Here is a 16,187-nt window from a genome sequence, read left to right on the forward strand (position 1 = left end):
GAAGTGTCCTGTGGATTCCATTGACCTGGTGATGAGCGAACGAAGCGGCGTGGAGATCGACTACTGCCCGCAGTGCAGGGGTGTGTGGCTGGACCGTGGGGAGCTGGACAAGATCATTGATCGCGTCGCGGCTGAAACCATCCCCGCGCCTGCCCGGCCCGCCGCCGCGCCGTCACAGCCGCCCATCGCGCCGCCACCTATCTACAACCCCTTCGAGTCCCGGCCTCAGCAGCCGCGGTACGACGATAGGGACCGGCGCGACTATGACCGAAGGGACTACGATCGCCGCGACGGGGGCAATCGTGACCAGTACGGCCGCAAGCGCAAGAAGAAGGAAGGCTTCCTGGGGGATCTGTTCGACTTTTAGTTTCCGTGGACGGGCCGGAAGTGGTTTCCGCTACGGCGGGCAGGGAATGCGCTCAGGACGTTTCTTTCTCGAAGAACAGCGCCATAACGTCGGCAGGCCAGTCCGTCGCGCGTCTCGTTTCCTTGTCGACGTAGGCGACGGTCATGAGGCAGCGCGACACCGGATTTCCGCGGGCGTCGGTCATGGAGCACTCGATAAATGCACTGGAACCGCGGAACTCACGCACGAACGACGTGATGACAATCTCCTGATCGCCCCGGACAGGCTGCAGAAAATCGATCTCCATTCTCCGGACCCAGACCATGAATGGCAGCTTGCCCAGGGTCTCCAGATCCCAGCCAACATAGTCCCGTAGGCCCTCCATCCGGTGATCTGCGTAGTACGACGCGTAGACGCCCGTGTTCACGTGGTTATACGGATCGAGCTCTGAGAACTTGACCCGGTGTGTGCTCTTGTAAACAATCGGTGCCCCCGGCATTCAGCTCTCCCTCGACGGCTTCCTCTACGTCAGTCGTCCAAAAGTTCAATGAACTCGCGGGCCTGCTTAATGTTGATGTCTGAGTGGCGCGTCAGCGCAAGTGCCGCGCCCTCAACGTCACCGCTTTTTGCCAGCGTTCGGATACGTCCGTAGATCTCGTCGTTGAGCATGTTGCTGCTCACTTCGCGGGTGACGTCGCCTTTGCTGACGATTGCCCGGTACCTGTAGGGGAAACGTTCGGGTTCGTCGTCATCGTCGGCAAGCAAATCTTTGGCCGGAGCTTCCGGTGTGAATGGCTGCGGGTGCGCCGCCAGCGCGCCTACGGCGTTACGCGAAGCCCGCAGGCCCTCGCCGGTGGCCTGCAAGTAAAGCTTGATGGCCGCCATGCCCTGCCCCTGGGCAATGAGCGAGTAAAGCTGCCGGTGCTGTTCCTGGTTGAGCTTTGCCGCAGACTCCCTGGCCAGCTCCACCGGGTCCTTGGGGGCATTCGCTGCTGCGATGTCGGCTTTGCTTTCCGCCGAGCGCTTGGTGAACGAGCGAATAAGCAGGAGCACGCCCGCAATGACCGCAATGAGGATCAGGAGCGGGATGAGGATGGAGTCCATGGCGTTGTCAGAGCCGATCTACGTAGTTCTTGGCGGTAAGCAAATCTGAGTGGGTGGCCTGGCGCAGGACCTTAATGGCCTCGATCTTTTTCCCACTGCGAACCAGGTTCTGCAGCTCGAAGGCGAGTTGAGGGTTCAGTTGACCATTGGGAAGTATGGCGGGCTGGTGTCCCGTTTGGCCGGCAGCGTGAGACCGTGCCGCTTGTGCCTGGATGGCCGTCCTGGTGTTCTCCGCCTGTTCCCTATGGCTGGCCTCGTTCTGGCTCGGCTTGGTGGTGGCTTCGATCCGCGCGCGGAGAGCCAGCGCCTCCTGCACCTGGGAAGCTTGGTGCGCAGCGGAACGTGCCGCCAGCTCGCGCTGATACCTCTCAGCGTCCGAGACGCCTGTGTCGCGCGGTTTGAAGGCCGCCGTGAGCGCCCACAGCAAGCCCACTAAGACAAGGAGCGGAAGGACAATCGTCAGTACGTCACCAAAGTTCATCCCCATGATTAGAGCTTATGCCAGAAGTTGGTTATCCACAGCACATTCCACTTCCGGCATAGGCTTCTGAGAGGCCTGTGTCAAATTAAGGCGCTCCATGTAAGGTGCATCACATCTGCGGCATGTTTAACATGATTTCGCCCACTGGAATGACCCCATCAGCTGTGGCCTCTGTGGATTAATTCCCTCCAAAACTTTCTCCAGTCCACAGCGTGTGAAGAACGTTTGCGCAGGTCAGAGCCTATTTTCCTCGAAAAGAATTTCTCTATCCACAGGGTAACGCACAGTCTGTGCACAACGTGGGACTGGTATTCCACAGCTTTTCCACAGGGGGTGTCAGCCGCCTGCTGTAACGTGTCTGAAGTGTCCATTTTGGGCACGAATAGCCCGCGATGAGTTTCTTGGACTCCAAAAAAGTCAGTGCTTATAGCGGGTCCACGGATTCGACTGTGGATAACTTGTGGATACGGCTTATTCTGTCGGACCTGCCTGCCATCGTCAGATGCACCAGACGGACCCGTAGCCCACGCACTGCGCTTTACGGGCCGCCAGGGAACACATCTCTGCAGCGGTACACAAATGGAGGACGGCTTTGTCAGTTACGCACTTGGACTCAATCGAGGGCTCACGCGCTTCGGACTCGAGCCGGAAACCTCCCCAGGACATCCCTGCTGAACAGTCAGTACTCGGCGGCATGATGCTCTCCAAGGACGCGATCGCCGATGTGGTTGAGATCGTTCGCGGGCACGACTTCTACCGGCCCGCACACGAGACCATCTATGAGTCCATCATCGATCTCTACGGCCGTGGCGAACCCGCCGACGCCGTTACCGTTTCGGATGAACTGACCAAGCGTGGCGAGATCAACCGGATCGGAGGCCCTGCCTACCTCCACGAGCTCATCCAAACAGTCCCTACTGCTGCCAACGCCGGTTACTACGCCGAGATTGTTGCGGAACGCGCAGTGCTGCGCCGCCTTGTCAACGCCGGAACCAAAATTGTCCAGATGGGCTACGGCCAAGACGGCGAAGTGGAAGACCTCGTCAACCAGGCCCAGGCCGAGGTGTACGCGGTGGCTGAAAAGCGTACGGCGGAAGACTACGTGGCGTTGAAGGACGTCATGGAATCCACCGTGGATGAGATCGAGGCCTCCGGCCACCGCGGCGAGGGCATGACCGGCGTTCCCACCGGTTTCTACGAGCTGGACGAGCTGACGCACGGCCTGCACCCGGGCCAGATGATTGTCATCGCGGCACGCCCGGCCGTTGGTAAGTCCACCTTCGCATTGGACTTCGCGCGTTCGGCCGCCATCAAGAACAACCTGGCCACCGTCATGTTCTCTTTGGAAATGGGCCGGAACGAGATCGCCATGCGCCTTCTTTCCGCAGAAGCCACGATCGGTCTGCAGGACCTCCGTAAGGGCACCATCAAGGACGAGCAATGGTCCAAGATCGCCACCACCATGGGCCGCATGAACGACGCTCCGCTGTTCATCGATGACAGCCCCAACATGTCCCTCATGGAGATCCGGGCCAAGTGCCGCCGCCTGAAGCAGCAGCACGACCTCAAACTCGTCATCCTCGACTACCTCCAGCTCATGAGCTCCGGCAAAAAGGTGGAATCCCGCCAGCAGGAAGTCTCCGAGTTTTCGCGTGCCCTCAAGCTACTGGCCAAGGAGTTGCAGGTTCCCGTCATCGCCCTGTCACAGCTGAACCGTGGTTCCGAGCAGCGCCAGGACAAGCGCCCGATGGTTTCTGACCTCCGTGAATCCGGCTCCATCGAGCAGGACGCCGACATGGTGATCCTGTTGCACCGCGAAGACGTGTACGACAAAGAATCACCCCGCGCCGGCGAGGCCGACATCCTTATCGCCAAGCACCGTAACGGTCCAACCAAGGACATCGTTGTGGCGTTCCAGGGCCACTACTCGCGCTTTGCCAACATGGCGGGCGAAACGAGTGCTGGTGGCGGCGGCTTCTAGCAGGCTGCGTGGCCTGCCCTCATGGGAGGAGTCAGGCCAGTAGTGTTGTTTAGTCCGTGTCTGCGGGCGCATCAATGAAACTAATTTGGGGGAACACACATGAAGTATTCGCTGATCGGACTTGGGGCATCGACACTGATGGTCGTGGCGTTGACCGCATGTGGTGGGGGTACCGCGGCAGCACCAGCGTCGGCCCCGGCAAGCGAAACTGCCACAGCTACGCCCACGCCTGCTAAGCAGTACACCGATGAAGAGCTCGTGGCGTTGGTCAAGCAGATCAAGGCTTCCGACGGCAGCAGCCCTGCTGTCCTTTCCGGTGAGGAGCTTCTGGATCAGTTCGACCCGATCACGGACACCTTTGGCAAAGTGGCGGTCGAACCGGCCGGGTGCAAGGACCTCGGCAACCTAGGAGTGCCCCAGCCTGTAGCAGGATCGACCACTGCCGGCACGGCACGGACCAAAACCAACGATTTCTTCAGCAACGTGTCGCTTACCTCAGGCGTGGACGTCGCGCTCCTGCAGGAGAACGTGGACACACGCAAATCTCAGGCAGAGGCATGCAAGAAAGTGACATTCACCGCGGAAGGTCAGTCAGTCACCACTTCCACCGAGAAGGTAGATGGCGTGGGAAGCGTGCCAGGCACGGCTGCTTTCAAGACCCTCATGGTCACTCCTGATGGAAAAACAGGAGCAATCTACACCGCGCACGTGATCAAAGACGGTGTCCTGATCTCTGCAACCTCATCCGGTACAGAAGGTGCAGTCGGTGGGCCGGAAGCAGCCGGCGCACTCCTGGACCAGGCAGCCGCGCTCATCAAGTAGTACACCCAAGACGGCTCTACCGGCGTAAATTCATCCGCCAGTAGAGCCCTTTTTGGTGCCCGACGAAGTGGCTAAAGCCGGCGCCTGCCCCTGTAGTAGCACGCCGAAACAACAAGACTTCGTCCTCGGCGTCGAGAAACTGCGGCATGATCACAGAATGTCCGGCCGCCAGATGCGTGGTAGCCATGCCGAGCGCAATCGGGCGAACCAAGTTTCCTGTGGCCTGGAAATCTTCCTCCCAACCGAGGCTAGGGTTCGGTTAGCCGAACAACATATAGAAGATCACTGCCAGGCCTGGAAAGAGCGCCTGTCCAACGGCGCTGATGAGCAGGCGTTTCTCCGTGACCCACAGCCAGAAACCTAGAAAGATATGGCTGGCGCAGCAGAAGATCACAATCGCCGAGCCGCCGGCCGTTTGCCCACCGACGTTCACCATCCACAGTCCGGTGGCGATCCCCAGTCCGAAGGCCATGTTGTAGGCGCCAACGTTCATTGCCCACATGCGTACGGCCCGAACATCATCAGGTTCGATCAGGAAAATCCGGTGGAGTCGCTGATCGCCGTGCCGGAATATCTCCAACAAGCCCACGCTGATCAGGGCCAGGGCAGTGCCCCCGGCGAAAATCTGGCTCAGTAGATTCATGAGCGCGCCCTCCAGATCGGAGCCAGTAAACCCCAATGCCTGTTTGTGGAGAATACGCCGACGAGGCAGCGCCGTTCAAGAGGCTCTAGCAGCCCTCGAAGTCGCTGAGCACCTTCACCTTGGCGGCCGACCCCGAGGAGGGATCGAAGGCGTAGCCGATCCACTCCTTGGCCAAGCGACGGGCCAGTTCCACGCCCACAACGCGTTGGCCCATGGTGAGGACCTGGCAGTCGTTGGACAGGATGGACCTCTCCACGGAGAACGAATCATGGGCTGCCGTGGCCCTGATGCCCGGAACCTTGTTGGCCGCGATTGCCACGCCGATTCCCGTGCCGCAGAAAAGGATGGCCCGGTCAGCCTTGCCGTCCCGGATCATTTCACCGGCGGCGATGCCCACGTAGGGGTAGGGCCTGGTGAAGTCCTCATCCGCGCGGTTCACTCCGATGTCGATCACTTCGGTGATCCTGGAGTCGGCCTCAAGATCGGCCATGATTCGGTCTTTGTAATCAACGCCGGCTTCGTCGGCGCCCACAATGATGCGCATGAAAATTCTCCTAGTTGGTAGCGGGGACAGGAACGGCTGTGAAATGGGGCCCGACGGCGGCGAACACCATGGCGAGCGACGTCGCCCCGGGATCCGGCGTGCCGATGCTCTTTTCGGCCAGCGGCCGGGCACGGCCCTTGAGCGGGCGAAGTTCCGCGGTGGACGCAGCAGCCGTTGTGGCTTCGGCTGCGGCAGCTGCCCAAGCGTCCTCCGCAACAGTGCCGGAGGAGATGCGGTCCTCCAGTGAGGACGCGAAGGGAAGCAGTGCATCCATCATGGTCTTGTCGCCGATTTCGGCTTTCCCGAGGCTCGCGATGCGGTCCGCGAAGGCTCGAACAGCCTGGGCGAGGACGTCCGGCGTCGGGGTTTCTGCGTCTCCCAACCGTTCGCCAAAGGCGCGCAGTCCGGCACCCCAGAGGACGCCCGACGTGCCGCCGGCCTTATCCGCCCACGCATCGCCGGCAGCGGCCAGTAGCGAACCAGCGCCGGCGCCGCGTTCAAAAGCAACAGCCGCGGCCTCGAGTGCTGCCGCGGATCCGCGGACCATGCCTCGGCCGTGGTCGCCGTCTCCGGCGATCGCATCCATGTCGCCCAGCAGCGATTCGGAGTCACGCAACAAGGCCGTCGTGGTGTCCACGGCTCGCAGGCACTGTGCGGCGTAGGCACGCGAGGCCTCTGTTGAGGAGTAGTCGGCAGCGGTGAGGGCGTCCACGTCAGCTTCATCCGCGTCAGCGGATGCCACGTCAAAACCAACCGCACCCCTGCGGTATGCCGGTGTCAGGGCGGGAGCGGTCCAGTACTGCTCCAGTTCCTCGTCCAACCACGTCAGCGTCAGCGAGGCCCCGGCCATGTCCAGGCTGGTCACCAGCTCTCCCACTTCCGGCATCACTAGCGTGTAGCCGGCCTCGCGAAGCAGCGGGGCCACGGTACGCCAGAGGACAAACAGTTCCTCGTGCTTGGTGGAACCCAACCCGTTGAGGATCACGGCCAGCCGCGTTGAATCGCTCGCAGGAGGTTCCGCCAGCACCCGTCGGACCAGTTCCTGGCCGAGCTCGACGGCGGACGGCAGCTCGGTATCGAACAGTCCAGGCTCGCCGTGGATACCCAGGCCCAGGCCCATCTGTCCTTCGGGAAGGCGGAACAAGGGCTGCTCGGCGCCGGGGAAGGTGCAGCCGCTGAATGCCGTGCCGATGGTTCGCGTGAACTCATTCGCCTTGCGCCCCAAACGAACCACGGAGTGGAGGTCCAGCCCGGCTTCGGCAGCAGCACCCATGACTTTGAAAACCACGAAGTCCCCGGCAATGCCGCGGCGCTTCTCGATCTCCTCGGGGGAGGCGCTGGCGATGTCGTCTGTGACCAGCACGTTCTCCGTCGGGATGCCCTCAGCATTCAGGCGTTCGCTGGCCATGCCGAAGTTCATGACATCCCCGGCGTAGTTGCCGTAGCTGAACACGACGCCGGCTCCGGAGTTGGCGGCCTTGGCCACAGAGTAGGCCTGCTGGGCCGAGGGTGAGGTGAAGATGTTGCCCACCACGGCACCGTCGGCGAAGCCCTGTCCGATGATGCCGGCAAATGCCGGGTAGTGTCCCGAGCCGCCGCCGGTGATGACGGCGACCTTCGGAGTTGCTGCGCGGCCGCGGCGGACTGCACCGCCTTCCACGTGGCGGACAAGGTCCGAGTGCGCGTCACAGAAACCGGCGAGGGCTTCGTCAGCGAAGTCGGCGGGATCGTTGAAGATTCTGGTCATGGTGGGTCCTGGATTTCCTTCGAGCAGCTCGAATTAGTGGATGTGGCTGCCGCCGTTGATGTCGATGGTGGTGCCGGTCAGGTACGCGGAGTCCTCGGAGGAGAGGAACGTGATAACGGCGGCTACTTCCTCGGTGGTGGCGTTGCGGCCCAAGGGGATGCCTGCGTTGATGGCGGCTTCCTGTTCTTCGGTGCTGCCGACGCGGATGTTGGTGTCCACGGCGCCGGGCGTGATGGCGTTGACGGTCACGCCGGTCTCGCCGATTTCCCGGGCGAGTGCCTTGGTGAAGCCGAGGATGGCGGCCTTGGCTGCGGAGTAGGGAACTTTGCCGAACACGCCGCCGCCTCGCTGGGCGGAGACTGAGGACATGTTCACGATCCGGCCCCAGCCGTTGGCGATCATGTCCGGCAGGAAGGCCTTGGTAACCAGGTAGGTGCCCGTGGCGTTGACGTCCATGACCTTGTGCCAGAGCTCAAGCGTGGTCTCCAGGAACGGAACGGGGGAGGTGATGCCGGCGATGTTTGCCAGGGCCCCAACGGGCGGGAGGTTTGCGGCGGCAACTTCTGCTGCGACCGCGGCCTGGGCTGTGGTGACGGACGCTTCGTTGGCAACATCGATCTCGTAGCCGAAGGCCGGAACGTTGAATTCGTTGGCGATCTCGGCGGCAACCTTGGCGGACTTCTCGCCGTCGAGGTCCAGGATCACGATGCCCCAGCCCTGGTTGGCGTAGCGGCGGGCGGTGGTCAGGCCAATGCCGCGATCGGAGGTAGCTCCGGTGAGGACGGCGGTGCGCTGGATGGTAGTCATGGTGCTCCTTGAATTTGAGATGACGAGGTTTAGATGAGGTCTGTGATGAAGCTGGCGGCTTTTGCCGCGGCCGCGGGGCGCTCTTCGTGGGTGACGTCCCGGGTTTCGAGTTCCAGGGAGAAGTGGCCGGTGTAGCCCATGTCCCTCAGCGCTGCGAGTCCGGCAGTGAAATCGGCCTTGCCGTTGCCGATGCTGAGGTTGATGTTTCCCGGCTCGTTGTCAGTGGCTGGCACGGCGTCCCGCAGGTGGACGTGCTTTACGCGCGCGGCGAAGCGGTCCACGAAGTCCACGGGGTCGCCGCCGGAGGCGACGATGTGGCTGAAGTCCATGACGATTCCCACGTCGGAGCCGGCAAGCCGGTCGGCGAGCAGCTGCGCGCGTTCGGTGTTCCAGCACAGCCGGTAGTAGTGCAGGGATTCGGTCCACAGCTCGACGCCGAACTCTTTGGCGCGAACAGAGGCATGAATCAGTTGGGCTGCTACAACGTCGATGTCTTCTTCCAGGCTCTGCAAGGGATCGTGGTCGATAGCGCCGCACGGGAGTACCAGCGCGTCAGCGCCAGTCTTGGCCGCCAAGGTGAGCAGCATCTCGAGGTGCCGTTCGCGCGCTTCCTGCGCACCGGCGTCGAGCGTTGCGTTCAGGTTCCCGATGTCGCCGTTGACCGAACGAACGCGCAGTCCTGAGTTATTGACGACGGCGGCGACCGCCTTCACTGCCTCGGCGTCCAGTACGTACGGCACATGGTCGCAGACGCCCGGGAGCGCGCCGAGATCGATTTCCTCGAAGCCGAGGCCGCGCATGGTGTGCAGGGCGGTGGGTAGATCCTGGTGGCGGAAGCTGATGGACGAGCAGCCCAGTCGTTGATGAAACATCGTCGTTGATCCTCAAGTTGGGGCCCTCGCCAGAGAGGGACCTTAGTGATGGACACCACGTTATCGGCGTTGACTGTCAACAGTCAACCTTTGAAGTTGACTGTTGACATTACTGGTGTCCTCGGTCACAGTTGACGTATTATGTTGACTGTCGACAGTGGGGTGGCCGAAGATGCGCCGCACTTTTGAAAGGGAAAGACACTATGAGCAATGAAGCTCTGACCATGCGTGGTCCGGTTCATGGAACCAAGGAAGCAAAGCGCGTCGCCGTCGGTTCCGGCGTTGGCGCAGTCATTGAAACCTACGACTTCATCGGTTTCGGCACCGCCGCCGCTCTGTACTTCGGTACAGCGTTCTTCCCGGGTGCTGACCCGGTGACTGGCACCCTGGCCTCCTTCGCGACCCTCGGCGTCGGCTTCGCTGCCCGTCCACTGGGTGGCATCATCGGTGGCCACCTCGGCGACAAGCTCGGCCGCAAACCCGTCCTCGTGGCATCGCTCATCCTCATGGGGCTGGCAACCTTCGCCATCGGCCTCCTCCCCACCTACTCCCAAGTGGGGCTGCTCGCTCCAGCACTCCTAGTCCTGGTCCGCATCATCCAAGGCCTGGCCTTCGGTGCTGAATGGGGCGGTGCCATCCTGATGAGCTACGAGCACGCACCATGGCGGAAGAAGGGGCAGTTCACGGGCATCGTGCAGGCCGGCTTCCCCGTTGGCCTCCTGCTCGCCAACCTCGTCTTCCTCAGCAGCGTGGGGCTCGGCAGCGAATGGGCCTGGCGTGTACCGTTCCTCGCCAGCATCGTGTTGGTGGCAGTCGGCCTCATCATCCGTTCCAAGGTTCCCGAGTCCCCTGTGTTTGAGGACGTCAAGGCCAAGGGCGACATCGTGAAGTCCCCCATCGTTGAGGTCATCAAGACTGACTGGCGCAACATCGTCCGGGGCATCGGCCTCCGCATCGCTGAAACTGCCGGCTACGCCGTGTCCGTGACCTACATGATCTCTTACCTGCACACCAACAATTTGGCCGACAAGACCGAAACCCTGGTGGCACTCTGCATCGCCGCGGGCATCGGAATCTTCGCCACCTACTACTGGGGCAAACTGACGGACCGCGTGGGTCGCCGCCCTGTTTACATCTGGTCCACGGCCTTCGCGGTGGTGTTCGGCATCCCAATGTTCATGCTGGTCAACACCGGAATGTTCCTCCTGATCATCGCCACCATCGTCATCGCCTACGCTGTCTGCCAGAATTCCCTGGCCGGCGCCCAAGGTGCATGGTTCCCTGAGCTCTTCCAAGCTAAGACCCGCTCCTCCGGCGCCTCGCTGTCCTACCAGATCTCCGCCATGGTCTCCGGCTTCACCCCCTTCATCACCACCCTGCTGTTCGTCAGCATGGGTTGGATGGGACCGGCCCTGCTGTTCAGCATCTACGCAGCCATCGGCCTGTGGGCCGCACTCATCACCCGGGAAACCTGGGGCAAGCGTGAGCGTGAGCTTGCCGTAGAAGCCGCCAGCAAAACTCCCCAGACCATAAACGCCTAAAGCACCCCTCGACGTCGGCGCGTTCTCCCCATCGGTACGCGCCGGACTCCGGAAGGAAACCAGTGACTCTCTCATCAGTTGAAGCGGCACCCGTGGCCGCTCCCACGCCCGAGCGCGTCGACCGCATCCGCGCCGCCGCTTACCGAATCCGCCACTACGCCCTGACCATGGGCGAGGTCCAAGGCCAGGGTTACGTTGGCCAGGCGCTCGGCGCCGCAGACATGCTGGCCGCCGTCTACGCCGACCAGCTCACATATCGTGCTGAAGACCCGCACTGGGAGGGCCGCGACCGCTTCTTGCTCTCCACCGGGCACTACGCAATCGGGCACTACGCGGCACTGGCCGAAGCCGGAATCGTTCCGGTAGCCGAGCTGGAAACCTACGGTTCCGACGATTCCCGCCTGCCGATGTCAGGCATGTCCACGTACACCCCCGGAATGGAAATCTCCGGCGGCTCGCTGGGCCACGGCCTGACCATCGCCGTCGGCATGGCTCTTGGCCTGCGTCTTCAGGGCTCTGCGTCCCGCGTGATCAACTTCCTTTCCGACGGCGAACTCGACGAGGGTTCAACATGGGAGGCCGCCATGGGTGCGCACCACCACCAGCTCGGCAACCTGACGGCCATGGTGGACATCAACGCCCTCCAGGCCGACGGCGCCACGGACACCGTGCTCCGTACCGAACCGGTCACCGAGAAGTGGGAATCGTTCGGCTGGTACACCCAGCGCGTGGACGGGAACGACGTCGGTGCGCTGCTGGCAGCATTCGACAACATCGCGGCGCGCTCGGCTGCTTCCGGACAGCCGTCCGTGATCCTCTGCGACACCAAGGTTGGGCGCGGCGTGCCGTTGCTGGAAACCCGTGAAAAGGCGCACTTCATGCGCATCGAAGAACACGAGTGGCAGATTTGCCGCGAACAGCTGACCGCAGGATACGAAGGGACGGCTTCAGCATGAGCACAGTTACCACCAAAGCAAAGCTCAAGACCTCTGCCATGATCGCGTCCTTCGCTGATCCCGGCCAAAAGACCACCTCCGCTCCCTTTGGGCATGCGCTGGTCAAAGCCGCCGAGGCTGATTCCCGGATCGTGGGCCTGACCGCGGACCTCGGCAAGTACACGGACATGCACATCTTCGCCAAGGCCTTCCCGGAACGGTTCTTCCAGATGGGAATGGCCGAGCAGCTCCTGTTCGGTGCGGCCGCAGGCATGGCCGAGACCGGGCTGATCCCGTTCGCTTCCACGTACTCGGTGTTCGCGGCCCGGCGTGCGTATGACTTCCTGTGCCTCGACATCGCCGAGCCCAATCTGAACGTCAATATCATCGGCGGGCTCCCAGGCCTGACCACCGGCTACGGACCCAGCCACCAGGCCACCGAGGACATGGCGATCTTCCGCGGCATGCCTAACCTCACCATCGTGGACCCCTGTGACTCCGTGGACATCGAGCAGGCTGTTCCCCAGCTTGCGGCCTCCGATGGGCCCACGTACCTGCGCTTGCTGCGCGGCAACGTGCCCACGGTCCTGGATGAGTACGACTACACATTCGAGCTCGGCAAAGCCAAAGTCCTCCGTGGCGGCAACGATGTGGTGTTCGTTTCCTCCGGCCTGATGACCATGCGTGCGCTGCAGGCCGCGGATGCGTTGGCTGCCCATAACGTGGATGTGGCCGTGGTGCACACGCCCACCATCAAACCCTTCGACTCGGCCACCGTACTCACGGAGCTGAACACCGACCGGCTTGCTGTCACGCTGGAGAACCACACCGTTGTCGGCGGTCTGTTCGAAACTGTTGCGTCCGCCGTCGTCACCGCCGGTCTCGGCATGCGCGTGGTTCCCATCGCGCTTCCGGACCAATTCCTCGACGCCGGTGCGCTGCCGACGCTGCACGAGCGCTACGGACTGTCCGTGGACCGGATAGTGGCCAAGGTGCTGGCGGAACTCGGCTGAGCTTATATTTTCCGGCCGGAGTGCGGGAGGGGATGTAATGCTCCTCCCGCACTCCTGCCCGTAGTATCAACTGTTAACACCGGACTGTCAGCAGTTGCCCCTAGAACCGAGGACACATCATGGCCACCGCATCCCTGCTGGGACTTGAGAAGAAGAGCCTGCGTGAACAAGCACTCGCAGCGCTGCGGACCGCGATCACCAGCGGTGAACTCGAACCCGGGCGGCACCTCGTGGAAACCGAGCTCTCGGACATGCTGCAAATCAGCCGCGGCACCCTTCGTGAAGCCCTGCGCCAGCTGGAACAAGAAGGTCTGATCTCCGCGGGAGCACGGGGCCGTATGTCCGTCCGGCATCTGGACGTCAAGGAAATCCGGGACATCTTCGCAGTCCGCGGGGTTCTGGAATCGTTGGCCGCCAGGACCCTCAGTGACATGCCGGACAAGGACGCCGCGCTCGCAGAGTTGCGTGCCGCCGTCGATACTATGGAAAAGGCTGCCAAGTCCTCGCTGGAGGAGCGGATCGAATCCGACCTGGAGTTCCACCGCACGCTCTGCCGCCTGTCCGGAAACGAAACCCTCCTGCACTCGTGGGAATCACTGGAGGGCTCCATCCGGATGTCCATCATGTTCGCCGGGTTGGAACGCGCCACCCGGAACATGAGCGTCGGGCGGCATCACGACATTGTGGCCGCCATCGAGACCGGGAACGCTGCGAAAGCGCGGGAGACGATCATCGCCCACATGGACGTCGCGGCCGAAAACCTGGTCGGCTAGATTTACCCTGGTTCGCTGAAAGACATGCTTGTCTTGATTTGATCTATGTGAACTAAAAGCTGCACTGGAAAAATGTGTGCCCTTTTGGAAATTAAAGTAGCAGGCCGTTTGATTGAATCCAGAACCTGACTATATGCGGCCCATACCGTCTATCAGTGGAAGGTTCCTTTCGCTTCTACGTGGTCCCGACTAATGCCCTTGCTGAGTGATTTCCATGCAGCCAGCATCATTTGGTGATATTGATTGCAAGCAATCAAAGAGGCCGATGTACTGTTTGACTGCGCCGCGCGTGCGCCGTAAGTGGTCTCTGGGCTGAAGCCCTCAGTAAAGGGCCACTTCCAGGAAGAGGAGGACCACGATGACTACAGGGTCGGCGGAGAGCAATCACGAAATAATTGCAGGGGTCGAGTTGGCAGGAAAACAAGCCAAGGATGCGATACAGGGGGAATTAAATCTCCGTGTCCTGGGGGCAGAGGTCTCCGTGGTGCTGCATGCGGGAGTGACCGAGGACCTTCAAACGGAGCTGCGGCGTGCCTGGTCCCGCTGCCTCGATCTTCCGGGCGAGTCGATGCCGCGTCCCGAGAAAATCCCGACGGCAGTTTTGGCCCACTCGGGAGAACGTCCATTTCGGGCAACGGTCTCCTCGGCTGTTGGCGCCGCCATCGTAACCGGCCGTACATTCAAGGAATTCGCATCGGAACTGACAAGCGCCGTTACCTTAGCGGGCATCACCGCCGGCCGGGGTGACTTGGTCATGTTGCATGCCGCGGCACTGGCTGATCGGAAAACCGGCCGTTCCGTTGCCCTCGTAGGCCGTTCGGGCATGGGAAAGACCACCGCGACAAGACGCCTCGGCGCTGCTCTGGGCTACGTCACAGATGAGACCGTTGCTGTTGATGGCTCGGACGTGATCGTTCCGTACGCGAAGCCACTCTCCGTGATAGTCGAAGATCTGGCCGCTCCCAAGCATCAGATCGGCCCCGACGAACTTGGGTTACTCGTGGCGCCGGCCAAGCCGACGCTGGCGTCAGTGGTCCTGTTGGACCGAAATCCGGACGCCAGCGTGCCCACGGTCACCGCGCTGGGTCATGCGGAAGCGATTATCGAATTGGCACCGCACACCTCATCGTTGGGTGACGTCCACCAGCCGCTGAGACGTCTATGCGAGATCCTTGACGCCACGGGTGGCGCTGTCAGGGTGACTTACCGCGAGGCGGGAGACTTGGCAGTCCTTTTGCCCGCGCTCCTTGAGCGGCCAGCCATCTCCAAGACGTGGACGTCAGTCCTGGGGGAGGGGACGCAGCCGCCCGAACGACATGGGTGCGACGACGGTGATCGCCCCGCGCTTCTCAAGAGAGCCGAGCTGGTAGACGCCGTTGAGATTCCGCTGGCAGATGGAGATGGATCAGAACTGATTGTCATGACCGGCGAAGGGGTAGTCCGGCTATCCGGTGTAGGGCCGGCGATCTGGCACGCACTCGCAACTCCCTGCGACATCGACGGCCTTGCCATGCGGATCGCGCCCCGGATAGGACTCCCAACCGGTTACGAGTCCCATTTGCTGAGTAGTGTGGAGGAACTTCAGGCCCATGGCCTTCTGATAGCCGCCTAGTGGTTGGGCCCGGCGGGTAACCCCCTCGCATGTTGTGGCGGTGCCGAGGGCGGCCGCTAAGCCGGAACGACGCCGGGAGCAGTTGTGCGTTATCCACCAGAACATCGTGTAGTACATTCCAAGCAGTGAAAACTGTGCCAAATGAGCACAATGATAAGTTCCGTTTGCACCAATATTTCCACCTCAAATTTACTTCAGTCGGCTAGCGCGCTGACTGGCTTGAAGGAGCAAACGATGACCTTGGATAAAGGCAAGATAAAAAATCCGGATATCGACCGACGTAAGGTTGTTATCGGCACGGCTTGGAGCATTCCACTGATTGCAGTAGCTGCCGCAACTCCGGCGGTCGCCGCCTCACTCGCTCCTGTCGTAGTGACGCCTGGACCCGGAACCGTCATCACTGATTGGAAGGGTGACCACCACTATGGGAGCAATGAAGAAGATGCGGATCAGAGGGCGTACGACTTCCCCGTCACGGTAACGGACGCAAACGGCAACCCCATTGTCGGGGCCAGCGTCACCGTCCAGGTCTCAGGTCAGAATGAGGACGGCGACGTCCTGGGTATCTACGAGTACCCGGCGCCGGATAATGACGGCCCCGAGGAAGATCAGAGCCGGAATGCATCGAGTGTCACGGGCGCTGATGGTGTTGCACTCTTTGCAGTGAGTACACAGAACCTGAGCTCTGATGAAGTGCCATCTACCGCTACCATGACCGTGACGGTGACCTACAACGGCACCACCACGGTGTCTGTCATCAAGGTAGTTCTGAACTCAAGCGACTAGAAGTTGAAACGATAGTCCCCCGGTTTGGTCAGTGGACGCTTTCAATTGACCATGCCGGGTCAAGGGGATAGTTATTGCCCCTGAATTGGAAGAGAGCGTACCTACGGGTTCCCCCCACGTGTCGAACCCGTGGGTCGCGTTCTCCACCCACAGGTCCGAGTCTCGGTATTCGCGCCGGAT

At 61.7% G+C, this 16,187-nt stretch carries 17 protein-coding genes; 9 read left to right on the forward strand and 8 right to left on the reverse strand.

What is annotated here, in order from left to right; all coding sequences use genetic code 11:
• Nucleotides 1-10: 10 nt before the first annotated feature.
• The gene (locus J3A64_RS18565; protein ID WP_286139956.1) at nucleotides 11-367 is read left to right on the forward strand and encodes a zf-TFIIB domain-containing protein; all 357 of its coding nucleotides are present in this window, start codon (nucleotides 11-13) and stop codon (nucleotides 365-367) included.
• 52 nt (nucleotides 368-419) lie between these two features.
• Here the strand turns inward: J3A64_RS18565 and J3A64_RS18570 are convergent, their stop codons facing one another.
• From J3A64_RS18570 to J3A64_RS18580, 3 genes are read right to left on the reverse strand one after another with little or no spacing between them, the layout of a single operon-like run.
• Complete coding sequence (locus J3A64_RS18570; RefSeq protein WP_210065287.1) at nucleotides 420-845, reverse strand: thioesterase family protein; 426 nt, start codon at nucleotides 843-845, stop codon at nucleotides 420-422.
• A 29-nt stretch (nucleotides 846-874) separates the two neighbouring features.
• The gene (locus tag J3A64_RS18575) at nucleotides 875-1,450 is read right to left on the reverse strand and encodes a hypothetical protein (protein ID WP_014923298.1); all 576 of its coding nucleotides are present in this window, start codon (nucleotides 1,448-1,450) and stop codon (nucleotides 875-877) included.
• Between the two features lie 7 nt (nucleotides 1,451-1,457).
• Nucleotides 1,458-1,931, reverse strand: a complete 474-nt coding sequence (locus tag J3A64_RS18580; RefSeq protein WP_210066246.1) for a hypothetical protein — start codon at nucleotides 1,929-1,931, stop codon at nucleotides 1,458-1,460.
• Between the two features lie 592 nt (nucleotides 1,932-2,523).
• Here J3A64_RS18580 and dnaB point away from each other — a divergent pair.
• On the forward strand, nucleotides 2,524-3,912 hold the full coding sequence (gene dnaB / locus J3A64_RS18585; RefSeq protein WP_011776730.1) for a replicative DNA helicase: 1,389 nt from the start codon (nucleotides 2,524-2,526) through the stop codon (nucleotides 3,910-3,912).
• Nucleotides 3,913-4,011: 99 nt separating this feature from the next.
• On the forward strand, nucleotides 4,012-4,734 hold the full coding sequence (locus J3A64_RS18590; RefSeq protein WP_210065289.1) for a hypothetical protein: 723 nt from the start codon (nucleotides 4,012-4,014) through the stop codon (nucleotides 4,732-4,734).
• A 259-nt stretch (nucleotides 4,735-4,993) separates the two neighbouring features.
• On the opposite strand, the gene J3A64_RS18595 is transcribed toward J3A64_RS18590, so the two are convergent.
• From J3A64_RS18595 to J3A64_RS18615, 5 genes are all read right to left on the reverse strand, one after another.
• Nucleotides 4,994-5,377, reverse strand: a complete 384-nt coding sequence (locus tag J3A64_RS18595; protein WP_014923293.1) for a DUF1304 family protein — start codon at nucleotides 5,375-5,377, stop codon at nucleotides 4,994-4,996.
• 85 nt (nucleotides 5,378-5,462) lie between these two features.
• Nucleotides 5,463-5,921, reverse strand: coding sequence for a ribose-5-phosphate isomerase (locus J3A64_RS18600; RefSeq protein WP_014923292.1), 459 nt, complete (start codon nucleotides 5,919-5,921; stop codon nucleotides 5,463-5,465).
• A 10-nt stretch (nucleotides 5,922-5,931) separates the two neighbouring features.
• Nucleotides 5,932-7,668 (reverse strand): dihydroxyacetone kinase family protein, encoded by a 1,737-nt coding sequence (locus J3A64_RS18605; RefSeq protein ID WP_210065291.1) that lies wholly within the window; start codon nucleotides 7,666-7,668, stop codon nucleotides 5,932-5,934.
• A gap of 33 nt (nucleotides 7,669-7,701) precedes the next feature.
• Nucleotides 7,702-8,475: an SDR family NAD(P)-dependent oxidoreductase gene (locus J3A64_RS18610; RefSeq protein WP_210065292.1), complete on the reverse strand. Its 774-nt coding sequence runs from the start codon at nucleotides 8,473-8,475 to the stop codon at nucleotides 7,702-7,704.
• Between the two features lie 29 nt (nucleotides 8,476-8,504).
• Nucleotides 8,505-9,347, reverse strand: coding sequence for a sugar phosphate isomerase/epimerase (locus tag J3A64_RS18615; RefSeq protein ID WP_210065293.1), 843 nt, complete (start codon nucleotides 9,345-9,347; stop codon nucleotides 8,505-8,507).
• Nucleotides 9,348-9,550: 203 nt separating this feature from the next.
• Here J3A64_RS18615 and J3A64_RS18620 point away from each other — a divergent pair, with 203 nt between their 5' ends.
• From J3A64_RS18620 to J3A64_RS18645, 6 genes are all read left to right on the forward strand, one after another.
• Nucleotides 9,551-10,888, forward strand: coding sequence for an MFS transporter (locus tag J3A64_RS18620; RefSeq protein ID WP_014923288.1), 1,338 nt, complete (start codon nucleotides 9,551-9,553; stop codon nucleotides 10,886-10,888).
• 62 nt (nucleotides 10,889-10,950) lie between these two features.
• Entirely contained in the window at nucleotides 10,951-11,844 is an 894-nt protein-coding gene (locus tag J3A64_RS18625) for a transketolase (protein ID WP_210065294.1), read from the forward strand.
• Complete coding sequence (locus tag J3A64_RS18630; protein WP_210065295.1) at nucleotides 11,841-12,836, forward strand: transketolase family protein; 996 nt, start codon at nucleotides 11,841-11,843, stop codon at nucleotides 12,834-12,836. Before J3A64_RS18625 ends, J3A64_RS18630 begins: the two co-directional genes overlap by 4 nt.
• A gap of 119 nt (nucleotides 12,837-12,955) precedes the next feature.
• Nucleotides 12,956-13,609 (forward strand): GntR family transcriptional regulator, encoded by a 654-nt coding sequence (locus J3A64_RS18635; protein ID WP_014923285.1) that lies wholly within the window; start codon nucleotides 12,956-12,958, stop codon nucleotides 13,607-13,609.
• Between the two features lie 358 nt (nucleotides 13,610-13,967).
• Complete coding sequence (locus tag J3A64_RS18640; RefSeq protein WP_014923284.1) at nucleotides 13,968-15,221, forward strand: ATP-binding protein; 1,254 nt, start codon at nucleotides 13,968-13,970, stop codon at nucleotides 15,219-15,221.
• A gap of 234 nt (nucleotides 15,222-15,455) precedes the next feature.
• A complete protein-coding gene (locus J3A64_RS18645) occupies nucleotides 15,456-16,007 on the forward strand; it encodes a hypothetical protein (protein WP_014923283.1) in 552 nt (183 codons plus the stop codon).
• Nucleotides 16,008-16,187: the final 180 nt, after the last annotated feature.

Origin of the sequence: Pseudarthrobacter sp. PvP004 (genome assembly GCF_017876035.1) — a bacterium.
Taxonomy (GTDB): domain Bacteria; phylum Actinomycetota; class Actinomycetes; order Actinomycetales; family Micrococcaceae; genus Arthrobacter; species Arthrobacter aurescens_A.

What these genes read in the sequence shown, in the direction of transcription:
- J3A64_RS18570 (WP_210065287.1), bottom strand. Translation starts at nt 845, where the DNA reads ATGCCGGGGGCACCGATTGTTTACAAGAGCACACACCGGGTCAAGTTC.
- J3A64_RS18620 (WP_014923288.1), top strand. Translation starts at nt 9,551, where the DNA reads ATGAGCAATGAAGCTCTGACCATGCGTGGTCCGGTTCATGGAACCAAG.
- J3A64_RS18575 (WP_014923298.1), bottom strand. Translation starts at nt 1,450, where the DNA reads ATGGACTCCATCCTCATCCCGCTCCTGATCCTCATTGCGGTCATTGCG.
- J3A64_RS18615 (WP_210065293.1), bottom strand. Translation starts at nt 9,347, where the DNA reads ATGTTTCATCAACGACTGGGCTGCTCGTCCATCAGCTTCCGCCACCAG.
- J3A64_RS18595 (WP_014923293.1), bottom strand. Translation starts at nt 5,377, where the DNA reads ATGAATCTACTGAGCCAGATTTTCGCCGGGGGCACTGCCCTGGCCCTG.
- J3A64_RS18640 (WP_014923284.1), top strand. Translation starts at nt 13,968, where the DNA reads ATGACTACAGGGTCGGCGGAGAGCAATCACGAAATAATTGCAGGGGTC.
- J3A64_RS18605 (WP_210065291.1), bottom strand. Translation starts at nt 7,668, where the DNA reads ATGACCAGAATCTTCAACGATCCCGCCGACTTCGCTGACGAAGCCCTC.
- J3A64_RS18635 (WP_014923285.1), top strand. Translation starts at nt 12,956, where the DNA reads ATGGCCACCGCATCCCTGCTGGGACTTGAGAAGAAGAGCCTGCGTGAA.
- J3A64_RS18645 (WP_014923283.1), top strand. Translation starts at nt 15,456, where the DNA reads ATGACCTTGGATAAAGGCAAGATAAAAAATCCGGATATCGACCGACGT.
- J3A64_RS18630 (WP_210065295.1), top strand. Translation starts at nt 11,841, where the DNA reads ATGAGCACAGTTACCACCAAAGCAAAGCTCAAGACCTCTGCCATGATC.
- J3A64_RS18610 (WP_210065292.1), bottom strand. Translation starts at nt 8,475, where the DNA reads ATGACTACCATCCAGCGCACCGCCGTCCTCACCGGAGCTACCTCCGAT.
- J3A64_RS18600 (WP_014923292.1), bottom strand. Translation starts at nt 5,921, where the DNA reads ATGCGCATCATTGTGGGCGCCGACGAAGCCGGCGTTGATTACAAAGAC.
- J3A64_RS18590 (WP_210065289.1), top strand. Translation starts at nt 4,012, where the DNA reads ATGAAGTATTCGCTGATCGGACTTGGGGCATCGACACTGATGGTCGTG.
- J3A64_RS18580 (WP_210066246.1), bottom strand. Translation starts at nt 1,931, where the DNA reads ATGAACTTTGGTGACGTACTGACGATTGTCCTTCCGCTCCTTGTCTTA.